Raw genomic sequence first — 24,747 nt, 5'->3', positions numbered from 1 at the left:
CCAAAACCGTCTCGCACCTCGGGACGACGGTCTCGGAATGAAGAGGGCCGTGGCACTGTTACGGAGAGAAGAACCCGTAATGCTTTACCGACCAACGGAGACCCCGTGTCGCTGCCACCCCTGGTCGAGCCGGCCGCCGAGCTCACCGTCGACGAGGTCCGCAGGTACTCCCGCCACCTGATCATCCCCGATGTGGGCATGGACGGGCAGAAGCGGCTGAAGAACGCCAAGGTGCTGTGTGTGGGCGCCGGCGGCCTCGGCTCGCCGGCGCTGATGTACCTGGCCGCAGCCGGTGTCGGCACCCTCGGCATCGTGGAGTTCGACGAGGTCGACGAGTCGAACCTGCAGCGCCAGATCATCCACAGCCAGGCCGACATCGGCCGCTCGAAGGCCGCGTCCGCCCGCGACTCGGTCCTCGGCATCAACCCGTACGTGAATGTCGTCCTCCACGAAGAGCGGCTCGAAGCCGAGAACGTGATGGAGATCTTCGCCCAGTACGACCTGATCGTCGACGGCACCGACAACTTCGCGACCCGCTACCTGGTCAACGACGCGGCCGTGCTGCTGAACAAGCCGTACGTCTGGGGCTCCATCTACCGCTTCGACGGCCAGGCCTCGGTCTTCTGGTCCGAGCACGGCCCCTGCTACCGCTGCCTGTACCCCGAGCCCCCGCCGCCGGGCATGGTCCCGTCCTGCGCCGAGGGCGGCGTGCTGGGCGTGCTCTGCGCGTCCATCGGCTCGATCCAGGTCACCGAGGCCATCAAGCTGCTCACCGGCACCGGCGAGCCGCTGGTCGGCCGTCTGATGATCTACGACGCCCTGGAGATGACCTACCGCCAGGTCAAGGTCCGCAAGGACCCGGACTGCGCGGTCTGCGGCCCCAACGCCACCGTCACCGAGCTGATCGACTACGAGGCCTTCTGCGGCGTCGTCAGCGAGGAGGCCCAGGAAGCGGCGATGGGCTCCACGATCACTCCGGCGCAGCTCAAGGAGTGGATCGACAACGACGAGAAGATCGAGATCATCGACGTTCGCGAGCAGAACGAGTACGAGATCGTCTCGATCCCCGGCGCGAAGCTGATCCCGAAGAACGAGTTCCTGATGGGCAAGGCCCTCCAGGACCTCCCGCAGGACAAGCGGATCGTCCTGCACTGCAAGACGGGTGTCCGCAGCGCGGAGGTCCTCGCGGTGCTGAAGTCCGCCGGCTTCTCCGACGCCGTGCATGTCGGCGGCGGCGTGATCGGCTGGGTCAACACGATCGAGCCGCACAAGCCCGTGTACTGACAGCGGTTTCCCCGCGCCCTCAAGGGCGCGGGGAACTGCGCGGGCAACCACAGCTCAGATCAGCTTTCCGAAGAACTCCCGCACATCCCCCGCCAGCAGCTCCGGCGCCTCGATCGCCGCGAAGTGCCCGCCCCGGTCGAACTCCGTCCAGTGCGTGAGCGTGCCGTACGCCCGCTCCGCGAGCGCGCGGGCCGGCAGCGCCAGGTCGTGCGGGAACACCGCGACCCCCAGTGGGACCGGGCACGGCTTGGGCTTGGTCCGGTCGGCGAAGGACTCCTTGTACAGCCGGGCCGAGGACGGGGCGGTGCCGGTGAGCCAGTAGAGCATCACGTTCGTCAGCAGCCGGTCCCGGTCCACGGGCCGCAGCGCCGGGTCGGTCCACTCGTCGAACTTCTCGGTGATCCAGGCCAGTTGGCCCACGGGTGAGTCGGTCAGGGCGTAGCCCAGGGTGTGCGGCCGGCTGGACTGCACGACCATGTGCCCGTGGGGCGCGGCCACATAGGCCCTCGTGCGGGCGATCCGGTCCAGGTCCTGCGCCGGGAGGCCGTCGAGCTCCGCACCGGGCGGGGGCAGCGTCGGCAGGTAGTTGAGGTGCACACCGACGACCCGGTCCGGTTCGTACGCGGCCAGCAGCAGCGCGATGCCCATGCCCCAGTCGCCGCCCTGGACCCCGTACGTGTCGTAGCCCAGGCGCAGCATCAGCTCGGCGTAGGCGCGGGCGATGCGCTCGGCGCTCCAGCCGGTCTCGCGGGTCGGGCCGGAGAGGCCGAAGCCGGGCATGGACGGGATGACGAGGTGGAAGTCCTCGGAGAGCGGCTCGATGACGTCGAGGAACTCCACGATCGAGCCGGGCCAGCCGTGGGCCAGGAGCAGCGGCAGGGCGTCGGGTCCGGCGGCGGAGCGGATGTGCAGGAAGTGGATGTTCGCGCCGTCGATCGTGGTGGTGAACTGCGGCAGTTCGTTGAGCCGTGCCTCCTGCGCGCGCCAGTCGTAGCCGTGCTGCCAGTAGTCGGCCAGCTCCCTCAGGCGGGCGATCTCCACGCCGTACTCGGATCCGACGCCGGGCAGGGGCAGTTCGGCCGGCCAGCGGGTGCGGGCGAGGCGGTCGGTGAGGTCGTCGAGGTCCGCCTGGGGGATGTCGATGCGGAAGGGCGTGATCATGTCGGACCGTCCATTGGTCGAATCAATGTTGGCTCGACCAACATAACACCCGAATCGTAGGCCGGGCCAATGAATTGCTAATCTGCGTCCATGGACGTGACCCCCACCGCCGCAGCCGCCGCCCCCGCCCGGCTCACCGGCCGCCCCAGCTGGCTGATCACCCAGACCGCCGCCCATGTGCACCGCATGATGGCCGAGGCCTTCGGCTCCGCCGGTGGCATCCGCTACGGCTATGCCCTGCTCGCCGCCCTGGAGGAGTTCGGCCCCGCCAGCCAGGCCTCGCTGAGCCGCCGCACCGGCGTCGACCGCAGCTACATCGTCGCCGCCGTCAATGAACTGGCCGCCGCCGGGCTCGCCGAGCGCGCCCCCGACCCCGACGACCGGCGCCGCAACGTCGTCGCGATCACCCCGGCCGGCGTGGCGGAACTACGGCGGCTGGACCCGGTTCTGGACCGGGTCCAGGATGAGCTGCTGGCCCCGCTGTCGCAGGACGAACGGGCGCAGCTCGTGCGGCTGATGGGCCGGGTCCGCGAACATCAGGCGGCCCGCTAGGGCCTGGTGCGGTGTGGCTATCCGACCGCGCTCTCGATGACGTCCGGCCGGTTGGTGATGATGCCGTCGACCCCGAGGCCGGCCATCGTCGTGGCCCACACCGTGTCGTCGACCGTCCAGGTGTTGACTCGCATGTCCACCCCGTGCGGCCCGCGCGTGTGGTGCACGGCGTCGACATACGACCAGGTCACCGCCGTGTCGCTCGGGTTGATCTGGTCGGCGAAGGCCGCGTACGACGGCAGCTCGCGGACCGCCGGATTGCCGAGGAAGCCGGTCCGCACGGCCGGGCGCAGCCGGTGCGTGGTGCGCAGGGCGGCGGCGCTGAAGCTCTGGATGACGAGCCGGTCGGCGATGTGGGGGCCGTCGAGCCAGCCCGCCTTGTCCAGCAGGGCGAGGGTCTGCTTCTCGATGCCGGGGTAGAGCTGCGGCTGCTTCAGTTCGAGGAGCACGCCCTGACCGGTGCGGTCGAGCTGCCCCATGTACTGGGCGAGGGTGGGGATGCGCTCGCGCGCGTACTTCTTGCTGAACCAGCTGCCCGCGTCCAGCCGCTTGATCTCCCGGAGCGTGAAGTCCGCGACCCGCCAGGGCTTGCGCGCGGGGTAGAGCTTCTCGACATTCGTCGTGCGGGCCAGCGTCGCGTCATGGATGACGACCAACTGGCCGTCGCGCGTGCGCTGTACGTCGTTCTCGACCCACTCGGCGCCCAGCCGGTGCGAGTTGCGGATCGCGGCCAGCGTGTTCTCCGGTGCGTACGCCGCCCCGGCCCGGTGCGCGTAGATGACCGGCCCGGAGGCGGCGTGCGCGGGGGGCGCCGCCGGGAGGGGGAGGGTGAAAGCCACGGCCAGCGCCAGCAGCGAGCCCATTGCGGTCATGCGTACTCCTCATGTCTGCCGACTTCGGTACGTGAGCGAATCGTGACAGACCGGAACCGAATATGGTCATCCGATTCACCCAGGAGAGTGAGGCCGATGGTCGCAATGGGGGCGCGACACGGGGGTGCGTCCGTTCGGCTTACCTGACGTGCGTATTGTGTTACGAGAGGTAACTCTGTGAAGTGACCTGTTCGCGCTCTCAAAGGGAGACACCCATGCGCATCCGTCGTCTGCTCGCCACCGGTGCTGTCGGCGCCGCGGCCCTCACGGCGCTTGTCGGCTCCGCGGCACCCGCCATGGCGCACGACAACGACCACGGCCGCCCCAGCCACAACCGTCCGTGCGACCACGGCCAGGACCACGACCATGGCCAGGACCACGGCAACTGGGGCCACGACCAGTGGAACGACAACGACGACTGGGGCCACGGCAACTGGGGTCACGACCAGTGGAACAACCACGACGGTCATGACGACCACGGGCACCAGGGCCACCAGTGGAACCAGTGGAACCACCACTGACCACCGCTGGTACCCATGCCAAGGGCGCCCGGCACAGCTCCTGCCGGGCGCCCTTGGCGTAACGACCTGGGGGGCAATAGGGAGCGGCGTCGCGACGACCGGCACGGCCGCTCGCCGCGTTGCCAAAACGCCCTGGTAGCTCCGCTACAAGGGCCTTCCGGCGCCTTGCGACCGACCGCACCGGACGCCGCTCCTCAATCCACTCCCTATTGCCCCCCAGGTCGTAAGCGCGTCACTCCTGCGGCGGCCTGTGCTTCGCCCGGCTCGGCTGCACCCGCAGCGGTTCACCCGGCATCTTCGGGTGGTCCGGCGGATAGGGCAGGTCCCCGAGCCCGTGCTCGCGCTCGTCGCGCGCGGCCAGGTCCAGTACGGCGTCGAGGCGGCACAGGGCCGCCGGGTCGTCCATGCCCGCGTGCACATCGCCGACCTCGGCGTAGCGCCCGGGCATGGTCCCGAGGTCGAAGTCCTCGGGGCGGGCGTCCGGCACCTCGTCCCAGCGCAGCGGGGCGGAGACGGGGGCGTGCGGGCGCGGACGGATGGAGTAGGCGCAGGCGATGGTGCGGTCGCGGGCCGTCTGGTTGTAGTCGACGAAGATCTTCTCGCCCCGCTCCTCCTTCCACCACTTGCTGGTGACCTGCTCCGGCATCCGCCGCTCCAGCTCCCGCGCGATGGCGATCGCCGACCTCCGCACCTGCGTGAAGTCCCACTCCGGCGAGATCGGCACGAAGACGTGCAGCCCGCGCCCCCCGGAGGTCTTGGGCCACCCGCGCAGGCCGAGTTCCTCCAGCAGAGCGCGCAGCTCGTGCGCGGCTCGCACGGCGTCCGGGTAGCCGGTGCCGGGCTGCGGGTCCAGATCGATGCGCAGCTCGTCCGGGTGTTCCAGGTCCGCTCGCCGCACCGGCCACGGATGGAAGGTCAGGCAGCCCAGATTGGCCCCCCACACCACCGCGGCCGGTTCCGTCGGGCAGATCTCGTCCGCGTACCGGCCGCTCGGGAAGCGGATCCGGCCGGTGGGGATCCAGTCGGGCAGGTTCTTCGGCGCCCGCTTCTGGAAGAAGGACTCGCCCTCCACCCCGTTCACATACCGCTCCAGCGTCGTCGGCCGGTCGCGCAGCGCGCGCAGGATCCCGTCGCCGACCGCGATGTAGTACTGGGCCACGTCCAGCTTGGTCCAGCCGCGCTCGGGGAAGTACACCTTCCCCGGGTTCGACAGCCGGACCTTTCGCTCTCCCACGGTCAGCTCGACAGCCTCTCCCATGCGGCCAACGGTAGGCCCGGCGCGCGGGCGGCGCCCGGTGGGCGCAAAATCGGGCTCATGGACCTTCCGGTGATGCCACCGCTGAAGCCGATGCTGGCGAAATCCGCGGCGAAGATCCCGCCCGGCATGCTCTACGAGGGCAAGTGGGACGGCTTCCGGGCCATCGTGTTCCGCGACGGCGACGAAGTCGAGATCGGCAGCCGCACCGGCAAGCCGCTCACCAGGTACTTCCCGGAGCTGGTGGAGGCCGCGAAAGCCGGGCTGCCGCCGCGCTGCGTCGTCGACGGGGAGATCGTGATCGCGACCGCCGGACGGCTGGACTTCGAGGCCCTCCTGGAGCGCATCCACCCCGCCGACTCCCGCGTACGGCTGCTCGCGCAGCGCACCCCCGCCTCGTTCATCGCCTTCGACCTGCTCGCCCTCGGCGACGCGTCCCTCATGGCCGACCCCCTCACCTGGCGCCGTCAGGCCCTCGTCGACGCCCTCGGCTCCGCACCGCCGCCCATCCACATCGCCCCGGCCACGACCGACATCGAGCTCGCCCAGGAGTGGTTCGAGCGCTTCGAGGGCGCCGGCCTCGACGGCGTCATCGCCAAGCGCCCCGACCTCGGCTACCGCCCCGACGAACGGGTCATGATCAAGGTCAAGCACGAGCGCACCGCCGACTGCGTCCTCGCCGGTTACCGCCTCCACAAGTCCGGCCCCGTCGTCGGCTCCCTCCTCCTCGGCCTGTACGACGCCGGGGGCCGGCTCCAGCACGTCGGCGTCTGCGCCTCCTTCCCCATGGCCCGCCGTGCGGCCCTCGTCGAGGAGCTCGAACCGCTGCGCATGCCCACCGTCGAGGGCCACCCCTGGGCCGACTGGGCCGAGGCCGAAGCCCAGGCCACCGGCCGCATGCCTGGCGCCCAGAGCCGCTGGAGCGCCGGCAAGGACCTGTCGTGGGTGCCGCTGCGGCCGGAGCGCGTCGTGGAGGTCGCGTACGACCACATGCAGGGCGACCGCTTCCGCCACACCGCGCAGTTCCGCCGCTGGCGGGACGACCGCGACCCCGCCGGCTGCACCTACGCACAGCTGGAGGAGCCGGTGGGCTACGACCTGGCCGGCATCTTCCCTGACAGCGAATAAGACGTGCCGTCCTAGACTGACCGCATGTCAGCTTCGGATCTCCGGCGCACAGCCGCATTCCGTGCTTCCTTCGCCCGGCGCCAGGCGGCCGAAGTCAGGGAGTCCGAGGGCTGCATGACGGTCCTGGATCCGGACTACGCGGCCTCCCACGAGCACAATCAGCTGGTAGTCGACGGCAGCCCGTCTCCCTCCCGGCTGCTCGCCCGCGCGCTTCCCCACCGCCGGATCACCGTTCTCGACGACGCCGTCGGCACCGCCTGCGCGCCCCTGCTGACAGCGGCGGGTTACGAGCACGAGGCCGAACTCGTCATGACGTACTCGGGGGTTGGGGCCGAGACCGGGGGCTCCGCGGAGGAGGTCGCCCTCGACGACCTGCTGCCCGCCGTCACCCGGCAGTTGCGTGTCTGGATGCCGAACGCGTCGCAGGACGTGGTCCGTCAGCTCGCGGAGCGCCGCACCGCCCGCCGTCGCGGCGCCGCCGACGTCCGCTTCATCGCCGCCCGTGCCGAGGACGGCACGATCGCTTCATGGGCCGATCTCTACCTCGACGGGGACCAGCGGATCGGCCAGATCGAGGACCTCGTCACCGCCGACGCCCACACCCGGCGCGGCCACGCGGACGCCGTCCTCGCCACCGCCCTGCGGCTTGCCGCGCGCTCGTGCGACCTCTTCTTCCTCATGGCCGACGCCGAGGACTGGCCCCATACCTGGTACGCCCGCCGGGGATTCACCCCGATCGGCCGCTCCCACGTCTTCACTCGCTAGGCGGTTGGCGGCGCAGTCCCAGCCGCCGGGGCTTGGCGTCGGACGCGGGCAGCAGGTGGGGAGCGTGCTGTGCGACGGCCGCCATGACCTGCTGCGTCGACGGATTCACCATCGCCGTGCCGGCGATGGTCACGGTCGGCACGGTCTCGTTCCCGTCCGCGACCGAGCGGACGAAGGCCGCCGCCTCCGGGTCCTGCCAGATGTCGACCTCGGTGTGCTGCAGGCCGGTACGGCGCATCCCGAGCCGCAGCAGCATGGAGTACGGGCAACCGGGCCGCGTGTACACGACCACCTCATCGGCTTGCGTGGACATGTTTCCCCTCGCGGCTTGTCGGATCGTCGGCGTATCGGCGTATCGGCGTATCGGCTTGTCGGAGATGGGCCGACGTCATTGTCTCCTTACAGCGCGCCCTTTCGGGTGAGGTGCGTGAACGACAGCCACCCCGGCAGCACCGGGAGCCAGAAGGTCAGCAGCCGGAAGAGCAGCACCGCGGGCGTGGCTACGTCGTTGCCGAGCCCGGCGAGGACCAGGGCAGCGGTCGTGGCGGCCTCGATGGCGCCGACGCCGCCAGGGGTGGGAACGGCGGAGCCGACGGCGTTGGCGGTGAGGAAGACCACCGCGACGCTGGCGTAGCTGAGGCTGCCGCCGAAGGCGCGTACGCAGGCGTCGAGGCAGATGACGTTGACGAAGGTGAGGGCCAGGGTGCCGCCGATGCCGGTGATGAGCTTGGCGGGGCGCTGGAGGACGTCGAGCATGCGCGGGATGACGCCCGCGAAGAGGGAGCGCACCCGGGTGGAGACGAACTTGCGCAGCGCCGGGATCGCGGTGACCACCAGGACCAGGACGCCGGCGGTGAGCAGACCGGCCATGACGGTGCGGGAGGGGGAGAGGGAGGGGGTCTTCTCGGTGCCGGTGATGTAGCCGAAGACGAGCAGCAGGCTGATGTGGGAGCCGAGGCCGACGAGCTGGGAGGCCCCGACGCTGGCGACGGCGAGGCCGGGGCGGACGCCGGACTTCTGGAGGTAGCGGGTGTTGAGGGCGACGCCGCCGACCGCGGCCGGGGCGACGAGCTTGACGAAGGAGCCTGCGACCTGCGCCATGACCGTTTTCACCATGGACAGCCGCTCGGGGACGAAGCCGGCGAGCGAGCACGCCGCCGCCACGTAACTGAGCGCGGAGGCGACGAGGGCGACCGCCGCCCAGCCCCACTTGGCCTCGGCGATGGCGTCGGTGAGGGGGACGCGGCTGATCTGGGAGAGCAGGTAGTAGACGGCGATGGCGCCCGCGATGAAGGTGACCAGGGTGCGCGGCTTGATGCGCTCCAGCCGGACCGGCTCGACCGGGGCCTGCGGGCGGATGAGCAGCATCTCCTGGCGGATCCGGGAGAGCAGGTCCTCCTCGCGGGCCTCGTCGAGCGCGGCCTCGATCGCCTTGCGCTCGGCCCGCTTCTGGGCCTTCGGGTCCGCAGGCTTGCCGTCCACGGCCTCGGTCGCGGCCGCCTTGGCGCTGGTCGCGGCGAGCACGGCCTCGCGCTGGCGCTGCGCCCGCTCGCGCGCGAGCTGCTTGAGCATGGCCCGGGTCGTACGGCTCAGAGCGATCGGCTGGAGCACCGGCAGCGAGTCCGCGACCATGTCGGGCCCGAGCACGGCCACGCCGGAGGCCACCGCGCGCTCGGGGCCGACCCGCAGCGCCAGCGTGGTCAGCAGCTGCGCGACGTCCATCCGCAGGATCATGTCGCCGGCGGCGATCTCGCCGCCCCGCAGGTCGGTCAGGAAGACCGTGCCGGAACGATCCACCAGCAGCGACTCGCCGACCAGCCGGCGGTGCGCGATGCGGCGCGACTGCAGGGCCTTGACCTGCTCCCAGGCGCCCAGCAGCAGGTCGTCGCTCACCGCCTCGTCGGGCAGCGCGTCCAGCGGGTGGCCGCCGATGTGCTCGTAGACCAGCATCACGGCGTCCGGGCCCAGCTCGGAGGTGGCGATCAGCTTCGGGGCGTTCGCCCCGGCGGCGATGGCCGCGTACGCGAGCAGCGCCTCCTGCTCCAGCGCCTGGCGCAGCGACTGCAGACTGCGTCTCTGGTTGATGCCGCGCAGCGCGAGACGGCGCCATACGCGGTAGAAGAAGCCGTGCGCCTGCTGCTCGCGGTCGACGACGGTGACATCGAGCAGGGGGCCGTTTTCGAGGGTGACGATGTAGCGGCGGCCGCGCTCGGAGTCCGGCGACTCGGGGAACTCCTCCTCGGCCCGTACGGCGGTCAGCGGCGCGAAGCCGACGCGGCGCAGGCCGGCCAGGAGGTTCTGGCCGGTGGGGCGCACATTGGGCGAGCCGACGGCGTAGAGCGTTCCGTACGCGACGGTCCAGCCGATCAGGACGGTCGTGATGATCGAGAACGGTGTCGTGTAGCCGCCGACCAGGACCGCGAAGGCGTCCAGGATCAGGACCGCCCACAGGGCGACCCGCCAGCGGGGGCGGCGGGCCATGCCGACGGCCGTCATGTACGCGATGACCGGCGCCAGATAGCCGTGGACGGGGTCGGTGATGCCGCCGCTGGGCGCGTCGCGGGTGAGGGCGTCGCGGATGGCGGCGGGGGCGGCGTCGGAGACCCACAGGTCGGTGGCCAGGGAGACGCCATGCGCAAGGACGGCCGCGAGCACGCCGTCCGCGATGCGCAGGCCGTCCCGCTTGATCAGCCGCTCGACCGCGAAGGCCACGGGCACGATCAGCACCGCCACGCTCGCCGTGAACCCGGCGAACGCGATCAGGGCGTCCGGCGCGTGCGTAGCCCCGTCGGCGATGTCCTGCTCGACGCCCGAGGTCGTCGCGTGCGCGAAGCCGGCGATGCCCAGGACGATGGCGATGCCCAGCATGCCGAACAGGAACCGCATCAGGTCGACGGGCCGGTGCACGCGCGCGGGCAGGATCGGCTCGTCCCGGGCGACGGGATCCGGGTGCGGGGCGCCTTCGCCGGGCTCCGGGCAGCCGGGCTCCGGGCAGCCGGGGTCCGGGCTGTCGGGGTCCGGGTTCTGGGCCTGGCCCTGATCCTGGTCCTGGCCCGGATCCTGGCCCGGGTCCGGGTCCTTGGCCGGCTCCGGAGCGGCGTGGCCGTTCACGCCGGGGTCGCCCGCGGGGGCAGGCGAAGGTGCGCGGGGGGCGTCGCTCGCCCCCGCGTCGTGTTCGTCGGATGTCGCTCGTTGATCTCGTATCACCAGTCACCGCCCCGGAAGATGGTGGCACGAGGCGTGCGCGAGTGGGCGCACGAGGGGGCAATTGCTCGTTCCGCGCGCCCTCGGGGCGCCGTCGCGCCGGGTGCCGAGGCCCGTTGTCGGTGGTCTGCGGCAGGATGTGAGGGGTGAGCGCAGACGAACTGCCGGAGGTCCCGGAGCTCCCGGAGTACGCGGAGCGGGTGCTCGCGGCCGCCGAGGGGATCCCGCCCGGCAAGGTGATGACGTACGGGGATGTCGCGGAGTGGCTGGGGGAGGGCGGCCCCCGGCAGGTGGGGCGCGTCATGGCGCTGTACGGCGGCGCCGTGCCGTGGTGGCGTGTGGTGCGCTCGGACGGGGGCTTCCTTCCGGGCCATGAGCTGGAGGCCCTGGGCCACTACCAGGAGGAGGGCACGCCGCTGCGTGTGGCGTCCCGGGCCGCGCAGGGGCACATACCGCGGCTGGACATGCGACAGGCCCGCTGGGACGGCTCCGGGGACGGACCCGAGGACGGGACCGCGTCCGGAGACGGGGACTGAGGACCGGTGCACGACGACGCTCACACCATCCAGCTTCCGCCATCCGGACCCCGTCCATGCGACGGGCCGTCCGTACGGAGTAGGACGTATCCGTGCGGGACGCCCCGGGGAAGCGGCGGGAGCAGCCCGTGATCTTGCCGCAGGTCGCGTACCGTCGGCACCCGACCGCAACCTGAACAGGCACACACAGAACCGGCGAACCACGTGACCACCTCCTCCACCACCCGATCGCAGTACCGGGGGACGGGCACGCCGGTCGGCGGTTACCGGCTGTTGCGGACCCCGCCCGCACCTGTGACGCCCCCTGTGCTGGACGCCGCCCAGCGGGCCGTGGTCGATCACCGGGCAGGCCCGCTTCTCGTGCTGGCCGGGCCCGGCACCGGCAAGACCACGACCCTGGTCGAGGCGGTCGCCGAGCGGGTGCGGCGCGGGACGGACCCGGAGCGGATCCTCGTCCTCACCTTCAGCCGCAAGGCCGCGGTCGAGCTGCGGGACCGCATGGCCGCGCGCATGGGCAACCAGGCGGTCCCGCCGGTGGCCACCACCTTCCACTCCTTCTGCTACGCCCTGCTCCGCGCCCACCAGGACCCCGAGCTGTTCGCCGACCCGGTGCGGCTGATGTCCGGACCCGAGCAGGACGTCTTCGTACGCGAACTGCTGGCCGGCGAGCTCGAACTGGAACGGGAGGGCCGCCCCAAGAACCGCTGGCCGGACGAGCTGCGCGCCGCCCTCACCACCCGTGGCTTCGCGGACGAGGTCCGCGCCGTGCTCGCCCGCAGCCGCGAGCTGGGCCTCGGCCCGGGAGCGCTCGCCGCCTTCGCGGCCCGCGCGGGACGGCCGGACTGGCGGGCGGCGGCCGTCTTCCTCGCCGAATACCTGGACGTCCTCGACCTCCAGGGCGTCCTGGACTATGCCGAGCTGGTGCACCGCGCCGTGCTGCTCGCCGAGCGGGACGAGGTCGCGCGCGTCCTGGCCACCCAGTACGAGACCGTCTTCGTCGACGAGTACCAGGACACCGACCCCGCCCAGGTCCGGCTGCTGCACGCCCTCGCGGGCGGCGGGCGCACCCTGGTCGCCTTCGGCGATCCCGACCAGTCCATCTACGCCTTCCGCGGCGCCGACATCAACGGCATCCTCGACTTCCCCGACGCCTTCCCGCGCCGGGACGGCCGCCCGGCCGACGTACGCGTCCTCACCGTCTCCCGCCGCTCCGGCGCCCGCCTCCTCGCCGCCACCCGCCTGCTCACCACGCGCATGCCGCTCACCCGGCTCCCCGCGGCCGCCGTCCGCGCCCACCGCGAACTGCGCCCCGTACGGGACGGCGGCGCCCTGTCGGTGCGCACCTATCCCACCCCCGGAGCCGAACTCGACGGCATCGCCGACCTGCTGCGCCGCACCCACCTGGAGGACGGCGTCCCCTGGAACGACATGGCCGTCCTGCTGCGCGCCGGCGCCCGGTCCATTCCCGGCCTGCGCAGGGCGCTCACATCCGCCGGCGTCCCCGTCGAGGTCGACGGCGACGACCTGCCGCTGCACCAGGAGCCCGCGGTGGCCCCGCTGCTCCTCGCACTGCGCGCATGCGCGCGTGACGAGTCCGCCCTCGCCGTGGACGAGGCCCTGACCCTGCTCGGCTCACCGCTGGGCGGCATGGACGCCTCCGACCTGCGCCGCCTCGGCCGCGCCCTGCGCGACGAGGAACGCGCCGCCGGCCAGGCCGTCCCCCGGCCCTCCGACGTACTCATCGCCGAGGCGCTGAGCGAGCCCGAGCGGCTCGTCGCCCACGACCCCGCGTACGCGCGCGGCGCACAGCGCCTCGGCACGCTGCTGCGCACGGCGCGCGAGCTGCTGACGCACGGCGGCACCGCCGAAGCCGCCCTGTGGGCCCTGTGGGACGGCACCCCCTGGCCCGCCCGCCTGGAGCGGTCCGCCGCCCGGGGCGGCGCCGCCGGGCGCAACGCGGACCGGGACCTGGACGCGGTGTGCGCCCTGTTCGAAACGGCGTCACGCGCAGAGGAGCGTACGGGCGGCCGCGGCGCCCTCAACTTCCTCGAAGAGCTCGATGCGCAGGACATCGCCGCCGATGTCCTCACCCGGCGCGCGGTCCGTCCGGACGCCGTGCGCCTGATGACCGCGCACCGCTCGAAGGGTCTGGAGTGGCGGCTCGTCGTCGTCGCCGGTGTCCAGGACGGGCTCTGGCCCGACCTGCGCAGGCGCGGTTCCCTGCTGGAAGCGGACCGCATCGGGCGCGACGGCCTCGCCGAACCGCTCTCCCCGGGCGCGCTCCTCGCCGAGGAGCGCCGGCTCTTCTACGTGGCCGTCACGCGCGCGCGTGAGCGGCTCGTCGTGACGGCGGTCAAGGCAGCCGCCGATGACGGCGACCAGCCCTCCCGCTTCCTCACCGAGCTCGGCGTCGAGCCCATCGACGTGACCCAGCGCCCCCGCCGGCCCCTGTCCGTCGCCGCCCTCGTCGCCGAACTGCGCGCCACCACCGTCGACCCCGCCGCCTCTCCCGCCCTGCGCGACGCAGCCGCCCAGCGCCTCGCCCGGCTGGCCTCCCTCGAGGACGGCGGCCACCTCCTCGTCCCCGCCGCCCACCCCGACCGCTGGTGGGGCCTGTACGAGCCCACCCGCTCCGCCGTCCCCCTGCGCGACCGCGACCACCCCGTCGCCCTCTCCGGCAGCGCGCTGGACCAGCTCGCCAACACCTGCGCCCTGCAGTGGTTCCTCGGACGGGAGGTCAAGGCCGAGCCGCCCTCCACCGCGGCCCAGGGCTTCGGCAACGTGGTTCACGTACTGGCCGACGAGGTCGCCTCCGGACGGACCGCCGCCGATCTGGACGTGCTGATGGAGCGGCTGGACTCGGTCTGGGACGCGCTCGTCTTCGACGCCCCCTGGAAGTCCAGGCAGGAGAAGGAGAACGCCCGCGCGGCCCTGGAGCGGTTCCTGCGCTGGCACGTCATGGAACGCGGTGACCGGTCCTCGGTCGGCACCGAGCACGCCTTCGACGTCACCTTGAACGCGGGCGACGTCGAAGTGCGGATCCGCGGCAGCATGGACCGCGTCGAGACCGACGGCGAAGGGCGCGCGTACGTCGTCGACTTCAAGACGGGCAGGTCGAAACCGACGGCGGCCGAGGTCGCCCGCCACCCCCAGCTCGCCGTCTACCAGCTCGCCGTGCGCGAGGGAGCCGTCGATTCGCTGTTCGGCGACGAACGGCCCCCGCTGGGCGGCGCCGAGCTGGTGCAGCTGCGGCTGGGGGCGGCGAAGCGGGACGGCGGCGACGCGGTGCCCGCCGTCCAGGCCCAGGAGCCGCTGGCGGGGGAGTGGGTCGAGGACCTGCTGGCGGGGGCGGCCGGGCGGGTGCTGGACGAGCGCTTCACGCCCGCGACGGGGCAGCACTGCGCGCATTGCGCCTTCCGGTCGTCCTGCAGCGCGCGGCCGGAGGGCCGGCACGTGGTGGAGTAGCCGGATCCAGCGACCCTGCCCGACCCCGTCGCGCGGCCGCCCACTGTCAGAGCCGCCCGATAGCCTCACTCCCGTGCCTTCCCGACTCTCCGACCCCGAGCAGCTCAAAGAGCTGCTCGGCATCCCGTTCACCCCGGAGCAGCTGGCCTGCGTCACCGCCCCGCTCGCCCCGCAGGTCATCGTGGCCGGAGCCGGATCGGGGAAGACGACCGTCATGGCGGCCCGGGTCGTGTGGCTGGTCGGCACGGGCCAGGTCGAGCCGGACAGGGTCCTCGGGCTGACGTTCACGAACAAGGCGGCCGGTGAGCTCGCGGAGCGCGTACGCAAGGCCCTGCTCAAAGCGGGCGTCACCGAACCCGACCCCGCCGATCCGGAGCACGCGCCGGGCGAGCCGCAGATCTCGACCTACCACGCCTTCGCGGGGCAGCTGCTGAAGGAGCACGGCCTGCGCATAGGCCTGGAGCCCACGGCCCGCCTCCTCGCGGACGCGACGCGCTACCAGCTCGCCGCCCAGGTGCTGCGGGCCGCGCCCGGCCCGTTCCCGGCGCTGACGAAGGGCATTCCGACGCTGGTGAGCGATCTGCTCGCGCTGGAGGGCGAGCTGGCGGAGCACCTGGTGCCGCTGGACGGCCTGCGCGCGCATGACGAGGAACTGGCGGAGCGCCTCGGCGGGATCGACCCCGCCAAGCGCGGCTTCGCCTGGGCGAAGGACGTACAGACGGCGATCCGCGCACGCCTGGACCTCGCCGGGCTGGCGGCCGGGTACCGGGAGCAGAAGCGGCGCCGCGACCTGCTGGACTTCGGCGACCAGATCGCGCTGTCGGCGACGCTGGCCGGGACGCGCCCCGAGGTGGGCGGGATCCTGCGCGAGAGTTACGAGGTCGTGCTGCTGGACGAGTACCAGGACACCTCCGTCGCGCAGCGGCTGCTGCTCGCCGGGCTGTTCGGCGGCGGCACCGGCCACCCCGTGACCGCCGTCGGCGACCCCTGCCAGGCGATCTACGGCTGGCGCGGCGCGTCCGTGGCGAACCTCGACGACTTCCCCCTGCACTTCCCCCGCGCCGACGGCGCCCCGGCCGGCCGGTTCTCCCTCTCCGAGAACCGCCGTAGCGGCGGCCGCCTGCTCGACCTGGCCAACGGCCTCGCCGCCGAACTGCGGGCCCGCCACGAGGGCGTGGAGGCGCTGCGCCCGGCCCCGGGCGCGGAGCGGGACGGCGTGGTGCGGTGCGCGCTGCTGCCCACGCAGGCCGACGAGATCGCCTGGATCGGCGACTCGATCGCCCACCTCGTACGGACCGGCACCGAGCCCGGCGAGATCGCGGTGCTGTGCCGTACGACCTCCCACTTCGCCGACATCCACGCCGCGCTCGTCGAGCGGGACATCCCGGTGGAGGTCGTCGGCCTGTCGGGGCTGCTGCATCTGCCCGAGGTCGCCGACCTGGTCGCGGTGTGCGAGGTGCTGCACGACCCGACTGCCAACGCCGCGCTCGTACGGCTGCTCACCGGCCCTCGCTGGCGCATCGGCGCCCGCGACCTGGCCCTGCTGGGGCGCCGGGCGCGGCTGCTGGTGCCGGGACGCGGCGATGCGCAGGACCGGCTCGCGGCGGCCGTGGAGGGCACGGACCCGGCGGAGGTGATCTCCCTCGCCGACGCGCTGGAGACCTTCCTGGAGGGCGAGCCCGAGGACCGGCTGCCGTTCTCCCCCGAGGCACGGGTGCGCTTCGCGCGCATGGCGGCGGAGATACGCGACCTGCGCAGGGCGCTCGCCGATCCGCTCATGGACGTACTGCACAGGGTGCTGGCCGTCACCGGGCTGGAGGTCGAGCTGTCGGCATCGCCGCACGCGCTTGCCGCGCGGCGGCGCGAGACGCTCAACGCGTTCATGGACATCGCCGCCAACTTCGCCTCCCTGGACGGCGATGCGACGCTGCTCGCCTTCCTCGGGTTCCTGCACACCGCCGCGCAGTACGAAAAAGGCCTCGACAGCTCGCTGCCCGGCGGCGAGAACACGGTCAAGGTGCTCACCGCCCACAAGTCCAAGGGCCTGGAGTGGGATGTCGTGGCCGTCCCCGGTCTCGTACGCAAGGGCTTCCCGAGCGAGCGCGGCCGCGAGCTGTGGGCCACCAACGCCAAGGTGCTGCCGCACGGCCTGCGCGGCGACGCCGCGACCCTGCCGGAGGTCGAGGAGTGGACCAAGGCCGGGCTCGACGGCTTCCGCGAGGCCATGGCCGAGCACAACCGGGTCGAGGAGCTGCGCCTGGGCTACGTCACCTTCACCCGGCCGCGCTCCCTGCTGCTCGGCTCCGGACACTGGTGGGGCCCGACCCAAAAGAAGCCCTTCGGCCCCTCCGCCTTCCTCGACGCCCTGCGCGCGCACTGCGAGGCCGGCCACGGCGAGATCGAGCACTGGGCCGAGCCGCCCGCCGAGGACGCCGAGAACCCCTCGCTGGCCCTCGGCGCCGACCACGCCTGGCCGCTGCCGCTCGACCCGATCGCCCTGGAGCGCCGCCGCCAGGCCGCGAAGACGGTGCTCGCGCATCTGGACGCCCCGGCGCAGGCGGACGCCTACGCCGAAGACCCGGACTGGCCCCCGCCGCCCCCGGAGGAGGAGTACGACTACGAGGACGGCTACGGCTACGAGGACGACTGGTACGCGGAGCCGGACCCGGAGTTCGAACCGGACCCGGAGCCCGCACCGGCGCACGAGCACGTCCCCGCGCCGCGCTCCGCGCTCGTCCCCGAGGAGGCCCGGCTCATCGCCTCCTGGGACCGCGACCTCGACGCCCTCGCGGGCGAACTGCGCCGCGCCCGCGCCACCGTCCGCGACGTCCCGCTCCCCGCCGCCCTCACCGCCTCCCAGCTCATGCGCCTCGCCGCCGACCCCGACGCCTTCGCCCGCGACCTGGCCCGCCCCATGCCCCGTCCACCCCAGCCCGCCGCCCGCCGCGGCACCCGCTTCCACGCCTGGGTGGAGTCCCGCTTCGAGGAACTGCCCCTCCTGGCCCCCGAAGACCTCCCCGGCCTCGAAGGCGACGACGAGATCGCCGACGAACGCGACCTCGCCGCCCTCAAGGACGCCTTCCTCGCCACCCCCTACGCCGACCGCACGCCCTTCCGCGTCGAAGTCCCCTTCCAGCTCGCCCTCGCCGGGCGCGTCATCCGGGGCCGCATCGACGCCGTGTACCGGGACGGCGAGGGCGCCTACGAAATCGTCGACTGGAAGACCAACCGCGCCCCCTCCGCGGATCCCCTGCAGCTGGCCGTCTACCGCCTCGCGTGGGCCGAGCAGCGGCAGCTTCCGCTCGACCGGGTCTCGGCCGCCTTCCTCTACGTCCGCACGGGCGAGGTCGTCCGCCCTGCGGACCTCCCGGACCGCGCGGCGCTGGAGCTGCTGCTGACGGGCGATGCGAACGCGGCCCGCCGGGCCGGATAGGCTCGGTTCCATGAGCACGACCCCGGACAGCGCCGTCCGTAGCGTCCGTACGTACATCGAGGCCCACAAGGCCGCGTTTCTCGATGACTTGGCCGACTGGCTGCGCATCCCCTCCGTCTCGGCGGACCCGGACCGGAACGCCGATGTGCGCGCGAGCGCGACGTGGCTCGCGGCCAAACTGGGCGAAACCGGGTTCCCCGTGGTCGAGATCTGGGACACACCGGGCGCGCCCGCCGTCTTCGCGCAGTGGCCCTCCGCCGACCCGGACGCGCCGACGGTCCTGGTGTACGGGCATCACGATGTGCAGCCCGCCGACCGTACGGACGGCTGGGACACGGACCCGTTCAACCCCACCGTGAAGGGCGACCGCCTCTATGCGCGCGGCGCGGCGGACGACAAGGGCCAGGTGTTCTTCCACACACTCGGGGTCAGGGCCCACCTCGCCGCCACCGGCCGCAGCACCCCCGCCGTGCATCTGAAGCTGCTGATCGAGGGCGAGGAGGAGTCCGGTTCGCCGAACTTCCCGGCGCTGATCAAGGAGCACTCGGCCCGTCTCGCCTGCGACGCCGTCATCGTGTCGGACACCGGCATGTGGTCGGCGGACACCCCGACCGTCTGCACCGGCATGCGCGGGCTGGCCGACTGCCAGATCGACCTCCACGGCCCGGATCAGGACATCCACTCCGGCTCGTTCGGCGGCGCGGTGCCCAACCCGGCAGCCGAGGCCGCCCGCCTGGTCGCGGCGCTGCACGACGCGGATCACCGCGTCAGCATCCCGGGCTTCTACGACGGCGTCGTACCGCTCACCGACCGGGAGCGCGAGCTGATCGCGCAGCTGCCGTTCGACGAAGCGGAGTGGTTGCGCACCGCGAAGTCGTACGCGGCCGTCGGCGAGGCGGGCCACAGCACGCTGGAGCGGATCTGGGCCCGGCCGACGGCCGAGGTGAACGGAATCTACGGCGGCTATCAGGGCCCGGGCGGTAAGACCATCGTGCCGGCGTCGGCACATCTGAAGCTGAGCTTCCGGCTGGTGGCCGGACAGGACACGGACCGGATCCAGGAGCTGGTCGCGCAGTGGGTCGCGGACCGCCTCCCGGCGGGCGCGGGCATCCGGCACGAGATCACCTTCTGGGGCGCGACCCGCCCGTGTTTGACGCCGCTGGACCACCCGGCGCTGGAGTCGGTGGTGCGGGCGATGGGAAGGGCATTCGGTACGGAGATCCGGTTCACCCGCGAGGGCGGTTCCGGTCCGGCCGCGGATCTGCAGGACGTACTGGACGTTCCGGTGCTGTTCCTGGGAATTTCGGTGCCTTCTGACGGTTGGCACTCAGTGAACGAAAAGGTCGAGATCGACCTGCTCATGAAGGGCGTGGAGACCTCCGCTTACCTGTGGAGCGATCTCGCCGAGGCACATACAACGGGGAGTTGGCGGCAGAGTTGAACGGGATGAACGGCACAGGGCTCGTACCGGACACGACGGGACGGCCGCTGGCGCTCGCCCACCCGGGCCTGGACCGGGCCGCGCACCACCGCCTCGACGAGGCGTGGCTGGCCGCGGCCTGGAGCCACCCGACGACCCGGGTCTTCGTGGTCTCCGGCGGCCAGGTGCTGGTCGAGGACACGGACGAGGGCCCGCGGCTGGTCATGACGCCGTCCTTCGACGCGCCGCCGACCGAGGCGCACCGCTACTTCCTCGGCATCGACGAGGACGGCGTGCGCTACTTCGCGCTCCAGAAGGACGCCCTGCCCGGCCGCATCGACGCCGACGAGCGACCCGCCGGGCTGCGCGAGGTCGGCGGACTGCTGCCGCCCGACGAGGCCTCGCTGATGGTCCACGCGGTCGCGCTGGAGAACTGGCAGCGCATGCACCGCTTCTGCTCCCGCTGCGGCGAGCGCACCGTCATCGCCGCCGCGGGCCACATCCGCCGCTGCCCGGCCTGCGGGGCCGAGCACTACCCGCGTACCGACCCGGCGGTCATCATGCTGGTCACGGACGCCGAGGACCGCGCCCTGCTGGGCCGCCAGGTGCACTGGCCGGAGGGCAGGTTCTCCACGCTGGCCGGCTTCGTCGAGCCGGGCGAGTCCATCGAGCAGGCCGTGGTGCGCGAGGTCGCCGAGGAGGCGGGCGTCACCATCGGCTCGGTCTCGTACGTCGCCAGCCAGCCCTGGCCGTTCCCCTCCAGCCTGATGCTGGGCTTCATGGCGCGCGCCACGTCCTCCGACATCGAGGTCGACGGCGACGAGATCCACGAGGCCCGCTGGTTCTCCCGCGAGGAGTACCGCAAGGCCATAGAGGCGGGCGAGGTGCTCGCGCCCTACGGCATCTCGATCGCCGCCCGCCTCATCGAGCTCTGGTACGGCCGGCCGCTGCCGACGACGGACAAGTTCTGACGGGGTCAGACGCCGAGCTTCTGCTTCACCTGGGCCAGCGACGGGTTGGGGAGCGCGGACCCGTCGGGGAACAGCAGCGTCGGGACCAGCTGGTTGCCGTTGTTCACCTGCTCCACGAACTTCGCCGACTCCGGGTCCTGCTCGATGTTGATCTCCTTGTACGCGATGCCCTCGCGCTCCATCTGGCTCTTCAGCCGACGGCAGTAGCCGCACCAGGTGGTGCTGTACATCGTCACAGTGCCCGACATCGCTGTTCGCTCCTAAGGTCAGATGGCCGATCGGTCTGGAGAACGCTAACTCCCGGCCGGGACATTCCTCGTCATCCATCGTGGTCCGAATATCACACCTCAGCTGTGGATAACTTTCCCGGCCGCAACTGCGGACCTGGGAGCATGAGGGGGTGACCGCAACAACCCACTCCCCGCTCTTCCCGGAGTTCCCGGCCGTCCCGGACTCCGCGGACGCCGTGCTCGCCGGGCTCGACCCGGAGCAGCGTGCCGTCGCCACGGCCCTGCGCGGGCCGGTCTGCGTGCTGGCCGGGGCCGGCACCGGCAAGACCCGTGCGATCACGCACCGGATCGCTTATGGGGTGCGGGCCGGGATACTCCAGCCCGGCAGTGTGCTCGCGGTCACCTTCACGGCCCGGGCTGCCGGGGAGATGCGGGGCCGGCTGCGGCAGCTCGGCGCGGGCGGGGTGCAGGCGCGCACCTTCCACTCGGCCGCGCTGCGCCAGCTCCAGTACTTCTGGCCGCGCGCGATCGGCGGCGACATGCCACGCCTGGCCGAACGCAAGATCCAGCTCGTCGCCGAGGCCGGGGCGCGCTGCCGGATCCGGCTGGACCGGGGCGAACTGCGCGATGTCACCGGCGAGATCGAGTGGTGCAAGGTCACCCAGACCGTGCCCGAGGACTACGCGGCCGCCGCCGCGAAGGCCGGGCGGGAGGTGCCGCGCGACCCGGCGGAGGTCGCCCGGATCTACACGGCGTACGAGCAGCTCAAACGCGACCGGGGGGTCATCGACTTCGAGGACGTGCTGCTGCTCACGGTCGGCGTGCTGCAGGACCGCCCGGATGTCGCGGACGCCGTCCGCGAGCAGTACCAGCACTTCGTCGTCGACGAGTACCAGGACGTCAGCCCGCTCCAGCAGCGCCTGCTCGACCTGTGGCTCGGCCCCCGCGACAGCATCTGCGTGGTCGGCGACGCCTCGCAGACCATCTACTCCTTCACCGGCGCCACCCCGGACTACCTGCTCGGCTTCCGCACCAGACACCCGGACGCCACCGTCGTGAAGCTGGTCCGCGACTACCGCTCGACCCCCCAGGTCGTGCACCTGGCCAACGGGCTGCTCGGGCAGGCGCGCGGGCAGGCCGCCCAGCACCGCCTCGAGCTCATCTCGCAGCGCGAGGCCGGTCCTGAGCCGTCCTACGCCGAGTACCCGGACGAGCCGGCCGAGGCGGAGGGCACCGCCCGCCGTATCAGAGCGCTCATCGACGGAGGGGTGCGACCCAGCGAGATCGCGGTGCTCTACCGCATCAACGCCCAGTCCGAGGTGTACGAGCAGGCGCTGGCCGATGCCGGGGTGCCGTACCAACTGCGGGGCGCGGAGCGGTTCTTCGAGCGGCCCGAGGTGCGCGAGGCCGGGCTGCTGCTGCGCGGCGCGGCCCGCGCGGCCTCGGTGCCGGACGCCGAGGACGCCTCGGTGCCGGACCAGGTGCGGGCGGTGCTCGGCTCGCGCGGCTGGTCCGCCGAGCCCCCGGCCGGCTCGGGGGCGGTGCGGGACCGCTGGGAGTCGCTGGCGGCGCTCGTACGGCTCGCGGAGGACTTCTGCCGGGTGCGGCCGGCCGCGACACTCGGCGATCTGGTGGCCGAACTGGACGAGCGGGCGGGCGCCCAGCACGCCCCGACCGTCGAGGGCGTCACGCTGGCCTCGCTGCACTCCGCCAAGGGTCTGGAATGGGACGCGGTGTTCCTGGTCGGCCTCAGCGAGGGCACGATGCCGATCACCTACGCCAAGACCGACGAGCAGGTCGAGGAGGAGCGCCGGCTGCTCTATGTCGGCGTCACCCGCGCCCGGTTCCACCTCGGCCTGTCCTGGGCGCTGTCCCGCTCACCCGGCGGGCGCGCCGGCCGGCGGCCCTCGCGCTTCCTGGACGGCCTGCGGCCGGGCTCGGCGGCCAGGGGCGCCGGCGGCCGCCCGGCGGCCGCCACAGGCGCGTTGGAGCGCGGCCCGGCCGCCGCCAAGCGCAGGCGCGGGCCGGTGTTCTGCCGGGTCTGCGGGCGCACCCTGTCCGACGCGGGCGAGATCAAGCTGATGCGCTGTGAGGACTGCCCCTCCGACCTGGACGAGGCGCTGTACGAGCGGCTGCGCGAGTGGCGGGTGGCGCAGGCCAAGGCCATCGGCCAGCCGGCGTACTGCGTCTTCACCGACAAGACGCTGCTCGCGATCGCCGAGGTGCGGCCCTCCGACCCGCACGAACTGGCGGTTATCGCCGGGGTCGGGGCCCGCAAAATGGACAAGTACGGCGAGGACGTGCTGGCGCTGTGCGCGGGCCGGGAAGTGGGCGGGGAAGCGGCCGGGGAAGTTGATTCGGAAGAGACGGAAAAATAGTTTGCGCACCGCGCGGAAAGCCCCATAGCCTTCGGGACGTGGTCGCCGCGGCTCTTCCAAGAGCGGCGGGAACCATGATGTACTGAGCTTGCACCACCTGCCCTGTCAGCCTTACGAGACGCCGAGAGGAGGCGAAGACCAATGACCATCATCGAGACCAAGCCCGTCAGCACCGTCAAAATGACCGATCGCTCGGTCGTCGCCGCCTGCCCGCTCGGCATTTCGCTCCGTGGCACCGGTGCGTCCGGCCGTCTGCTGCCCATGTCCTCTGTCGTTCTTGAGGTCGTCCGGGAGCGCAGCGAGCGACCGGTCCAGGCACCGGCGGTAGCGGTTGCGGCAGTGGCACAGGTTCAGGCCTATGCCTTTGCGGCGACCACCAACGGTGCCGGAACCAATGGATACGCCGGCCTCGGCGGCTCCAACGAACAGCACGCAGAGCAGAAGACGCAGCACAACCTGAAGTGGGCCTTCCGCGGGCTCGAACCCTGGAGTGATCCAGCCTGATCCACGATCAGGCCGGCACCTTCCAGGGCCGCGGAATCCCAGACCGGGATCCGCGGCCCTTCTGTTTTCAATAAGCCCGAACAACAGATGAGGAACGAACCGACCGTGCACTCCACCCCGCCTGCACCGTCCGTCACCGACCCGAAGCTCCCGCCCGATCACCCGGAGGTCCCCTTGCTGCCCCTGACCGAGCTCGACGACGAGATCGAGCGCCTCGGCGTCCCCGTCCCGTGCCGGACGTTCGACCCGGAGGTCTTCTTCGCGGAGTCCCCGGCCGATGTCGAGTACGCCAAGTCGCTCTGCCAGACCTGCCCGGTCCGCGAGGCCTGCCTCGCCGGCGCGAAGGACCGCCGTGAGCCCTGGGGCGTCTGGGGCGGCGAGCTGTTCGTCCAGGGCGTCGTGGTGCCGCGCAAGCGTCCCCGTGGCCGTCCGCGCAAGAACGCGGTCATGGCATGACCCGTCACGCCCGCCACGCCATCGGAACGATCGACCATCCCCTCACGCACGATCCGAAGAAGCAGGACCCAACGATGAATCCGTCCCTCCACGACACCCCCGCCCCGGCGTCCGACGCGATGACCTCGCGTCAGAACAGGAACCTCGAAATGCAACTCATGCCAGAAGCCCTGGCCCGTGCCCATATGCAAGAACGCCTCTCCGAGGCCGAGCATGAACGCATGGCCCTCCGGGTGGTCCGCGCCCGGCGTCTCCAGCGGCGGGCCGAGCGTGCTTCGCTGCGCGCCCGTCGCGCGCTGGCCATGGCCGTGATGCAGTAGTGACGCGATAGCACGTCACGGCTCTTCACGCAGTAGTAACCGACACATAACGCGGGGCCGGTCGTTTTCGACCGGCCCCGCGTTATTGTCGCGAAGTGGACCAGAAGACGACGGTCGCGACGACCGGAACGACCATCTGCGGCCGCTGCGAATCCGCCCACGACGGACCGCCACCGCTCACCTGGACCTGCTCGGTGGAGAACGGGGTCCGCGTCTATTTCTGCGAGGACTGCGCCCGCACCCACCTCCGCAGCATCGAGGGCCGCCTCGACTCGTCCTGGTGGTGAGACCC

Annotated in this window: 21 protein-coding genes; 15 read left to right on the top strand and 6 right to left on the bottom strand. The window is 72.2% G+C overall.

Going from position 1 to position 24,747, the window contains the following annotated elements:
- Nucleotides 1–105 precede the first annotated feature (105 nt).
- Nucleotides 106–1,284: an adenylyltransferase/sulfurtransferase MoeZ gene (gene moeZ, locus OG607_RS15475; protein WP_405723598.1), complete on the top strand. Its 1,179-nt coding sequence runs from the start codon at nucleotides 106–108 to the stop codon at nucleotides 1,282–1,284.
- Nucleotides 1,285–1,338: 54 nt separating this feature from the next.
- On the opposite strand, the gene OG607_RS15470 is transcribed toward moeZ, so the two are convergent.
- Nucleotides 1,339–2,445, bottom strand: coding sequence for an epoxide hydrolase family protein (locus tag OG607_RS15470; RefSeq protein ID WP_405723596.1), 1,107 nt, complete (start codon nucleotides 2,443–2,445; stop codon nucleotides 1,339–1,341).
- Nucleotides 2,446–2,535: 90 nt separating this feature from the next.
- Here OG607_RS15470 and OG607_RS15465 point away from each other — a divergent pair, with 90 nt between their 5' ends.
- On the top strand, nucleotides 2,536–2,997 hold the full coding sequence (locus OG607_RS15465) for a MarR family winged helix-turn-helix transcriptional regulator (RefSeq protein ID WP_405723594.1): 462 nt from the start codon (nucleotides 2,536–2,538) through the stop codon (nucleotides 2,995–2,997).
- A 17-nt stretch (nucleotides 2,998–3,014) separates the two neighbouring features.
- Here OG607_RS15465 and OG607_RS15460 read toward each other — a convergent pair whose 3' ends face one another.
- Nucleotides 3,015–3,869 (bottom strand): glycerophosphodiester phosphodiesterase, encoded by an 855-nt coding sequence (locus OG607_RS15460; protein WP_405723592.1) that lies wholly within the window; start codon nucleotides 3,867–3,869, stop codon nucleotides 3,015–3,017.
- Between the two features lie 215 nt (nucleotides 3,870–4,084).
- On the opposite strand from OG607_RS15460, the gene OG607_RS15455 reads away from it, so the two are divergent.
- On the top strand, nucleotides 4,085–4,390 hold the full coding sequence (locus OG607_RS15455) for a hypothetical protein (protein WP_405723591.1): 306 nt from the start codon (nucleotides 4,085–4,087) through the stop codon (nucleotides 4,388–4,390).
- 232 nt (nucleotides 4,391–4,622) lie between these two features.
- Here OG607_RS15455 and ligD read toward each other — a convergent pair whose 3' ends face one another.
- Nucleotides 4,623–5,648, bottom strand: coding sequence for a non-homologous end-joining DNA ligase (ligD, locus tag OG607_RS15450; RefSeq protein WP_405723589.1), 1,026 nt, complete (start codon nucleotides 5,646–5,648; stop codon nucleotides 4,623–4,625).
- Between the two features lie 57 nt (nucleotides 5,649–5,705).
- On the opposite strand from ligD, the gene OG607_RS15445 reads away from it, so the two are divergent.
- Together OG607_RS15445 and OG607_RS15440 are read left to right on the top strand one after the other, a co-directional pair.
- On the top strand, nucleotides 5,706–6,773 hold the full coding sequence (locus tag OG607_RS15445; RefSeq protein ID WP_405723587.1) for an ATP-dependent DNA ligase: 1,068 nt from the start codon (nucleotides 5,706–5,708) through the stop codon (nucleotides 6,771–6,773).
- Between the two features lie 24 nt (nucleotides 6,774–6,797).
- The gene (locus tag OG607_RS15440) at nucleotides 6,798–7,538 is read left to right on the top strand and encodes a GNAT family N-acetyltransferase (protein ID WP_405723585.1); all 741 of its coding nucleotides are present in this window, start codon (nucleotides 6,798–6,800) and stop codon (nucleotides 7,536–7,538) included.
- On the opposite strand, the gene OG607_RS15435 is transcribed toward OG607_RS15440, so the two are convergent.
- Together OG607_RS15435 and OG607_RS15430 are read right to left on the bottom strand one after the other, a co-directional pair.
- Entirely contained in the window at nucleotides 7,528–7,851 is a 324-nt protein-coding gene (locus OG607_RS15435; protein WP_405723583.1) for a glutaredoxin domain-containing protein, read from the bottom strand. The genes OG607_RS15440 and OG607_RS15435 overlap by 11 nt on opposite strands.
- Before the next feature lie 86 nt (nucleotides 7,852–7,937).
- Complete coding sequence (locus tag OG607_RS15430; protein ID WP_405723581.1) at nucleotides 7,938–10,649, bottom strand: flippase-like domain-containing protein; 2,712 nt, start codon at nucleotides 10,647–10,649, stop codon at nucleotides 7,938–7,940.
- A gap of 239 nt (nucleotides 10,650–10,888) precedes the next feature.
- Here OG607_RS15430 and OG607_RS15425 point away from each other — a divergent pair, with 239 nt between their 5' ends.
- The 5 genes from OG607_RS15425 (at nucleotide 10,889) to nudC (ending at nucleotide 20,567) form a co-directional block, all read left to right on the top strand.
- Entirely contained in the window at nucleotides 10,889–11,278 is a 390-nt protein-coding gene (locus OG607_RS15425; protein WP_405723579.1) for an MGMT family protein, read from the top strand.
- Between the two features lie 204 nt (nucleotides 11,279–11,482).
- Complete coding sequence (locus OG607_RS15420) at nucleotides 11,483–14,743, top strand: ATP-dependent helicase (RefSeq protein WP_405723578.1); 3,261 nt, start codon at nucleotides 11,483–11,485, stop codon at nucleotides 14,741–14,743.
- A 73-nt stretch (nucleotides 14,744–14,816) separates the two neighbouring features.
- Nucleotides 14,817–18,176 (top strand): ATP-dependent helicase, encoded by a 3,360-nt coding sequence (locus OG607_RS15415; RefSeq protein WP_405723576.1) that lies wholly within the window; start codon nucleotides 14,817–14,819, stop codon nucleotides 18,174–18,176.
- 10 nt (nucleotides 18,177–18,186) lie between these two features.
- Nucleotides 18,187–19,617, top strand: coding sequence for a dipeptidase (locus tag OG607_RS15410; protein WP_405723574.1), 1,431 nt, complete (start codon nucleotides 18,187–18,189; stop codon nucleotides 19,615–19,617).
- Between the two features lie 5 nt (nucleotides 19,618–19,622).
- A complete protein-coding gene (nudC, locus tag OG607_RS15405; protein WP_405723572.1) occupies nucleotides 19,623–20,567 on the top strand; it encodes an NAD(+) diphosphatase in 945 nt (314 codons plus the stop codon).
- Between the two features lie 5 nt (nucleotides 20,568–20,572).
- On the opposite strand, the gene OG607_RS15400 is transcribed toward nudC, so the two are convergent.
- Entirely contained in the window at nucleotides 20,573–20,815 is a 243-nt protein-coding gene (locus tag OG607_RS15400; RefSeq protein WP_405723570.1) for a mycoredoxin, read from the bottom strand.
- A gap of 152 nt (nucleotides 20,816–20,967) precedes the next feature.
- Here OG607_RS15400 and OG607_RS15395 point away from each other — a divergent pair, with 152 nt between their 5' ends.
- From OG607_RS15395 to OG607_RS15375, 5 genes are all read left to right on the top strand, one after another.
- The gene (locus tag OG607_RS15395; RefSeq protein ID WP_405723568.1) at nucleotides 20,968–23,175 is read left to right on the top strand and encodes an ATP-dependent DNA helicase UvrD2; all 2,208 of its coding nucleotides are present in this window, start codon (nucleotides 20,968–20,970) and stop codon (nucleotides 23,173–23,175) included.
- A gap of 141 nt (nucleotides 23,176–23,316) precedes the next feature.
- Complete coding sequence (locus OG607_RS15390; RefSeq protein WP_405723567.1) at nucleotides 23,317–23,679, top strand: hypothetical protein; 363 nt, start codon at nucleotides 23,317–23,319, stop codon at nucleotides 23,677–23,679.
- An 87-nt stretch (nucleotides 23,680–23,766) separates the two neighbouring features.
- Entirely contained in the window at nucleotides 23,767–24,135 is a 369-nt protein-coding gene (locus tag OG607_RS15385; RefSeq protein ID WP_405723565.1) for a WhiB family transcriptional regulator, read from the top strand.
- Nucleotides 24,132–24,455, top strand: a complete 324-nt coding sequence (locus OG607_RS15380) for a hypothetical protein (protein ID WP_329312787.1) — start codon at nucleotides 24,132–24,134, stop codon at nucleotides 24,453–24,455. The genes OG607_RS15385 and OG607_RS15380 overlap by 4 nt, the downstream gene beginning before the upstream one ends.
- Before the next feature lie 95 nt (nucleotides 24,456–24,550).
- Nucleotides 24,551–24,742 (top strand): hypothetical protein, encoded by a 192-nt coding sequence (locus OG607_RS15375; RefSeq protein WP_329312785.1) that lies wholly within the window; start codon nucleotides 24,551–24,553, stop codon nucleotides 24,740–24,742.
- The last annotated feature ends 5 nt before the right edge of the window (nucleotides 24,743–24,747 follow it).

Origin of the sequence: Streptomyces sp. NBC_01537, assembly GCF_045040445.1 — a bacterium.
Classification (GTDB): Bacteria; Actinomycetota; Actinomycetes; order Streptomycetales; family Streptomycetaceae; genus Actinacidiphila.
Note: the sequence above shows the minus strand (reverse complement) of the source record. Positions and strands in the feature narration are given on the sequence as shown.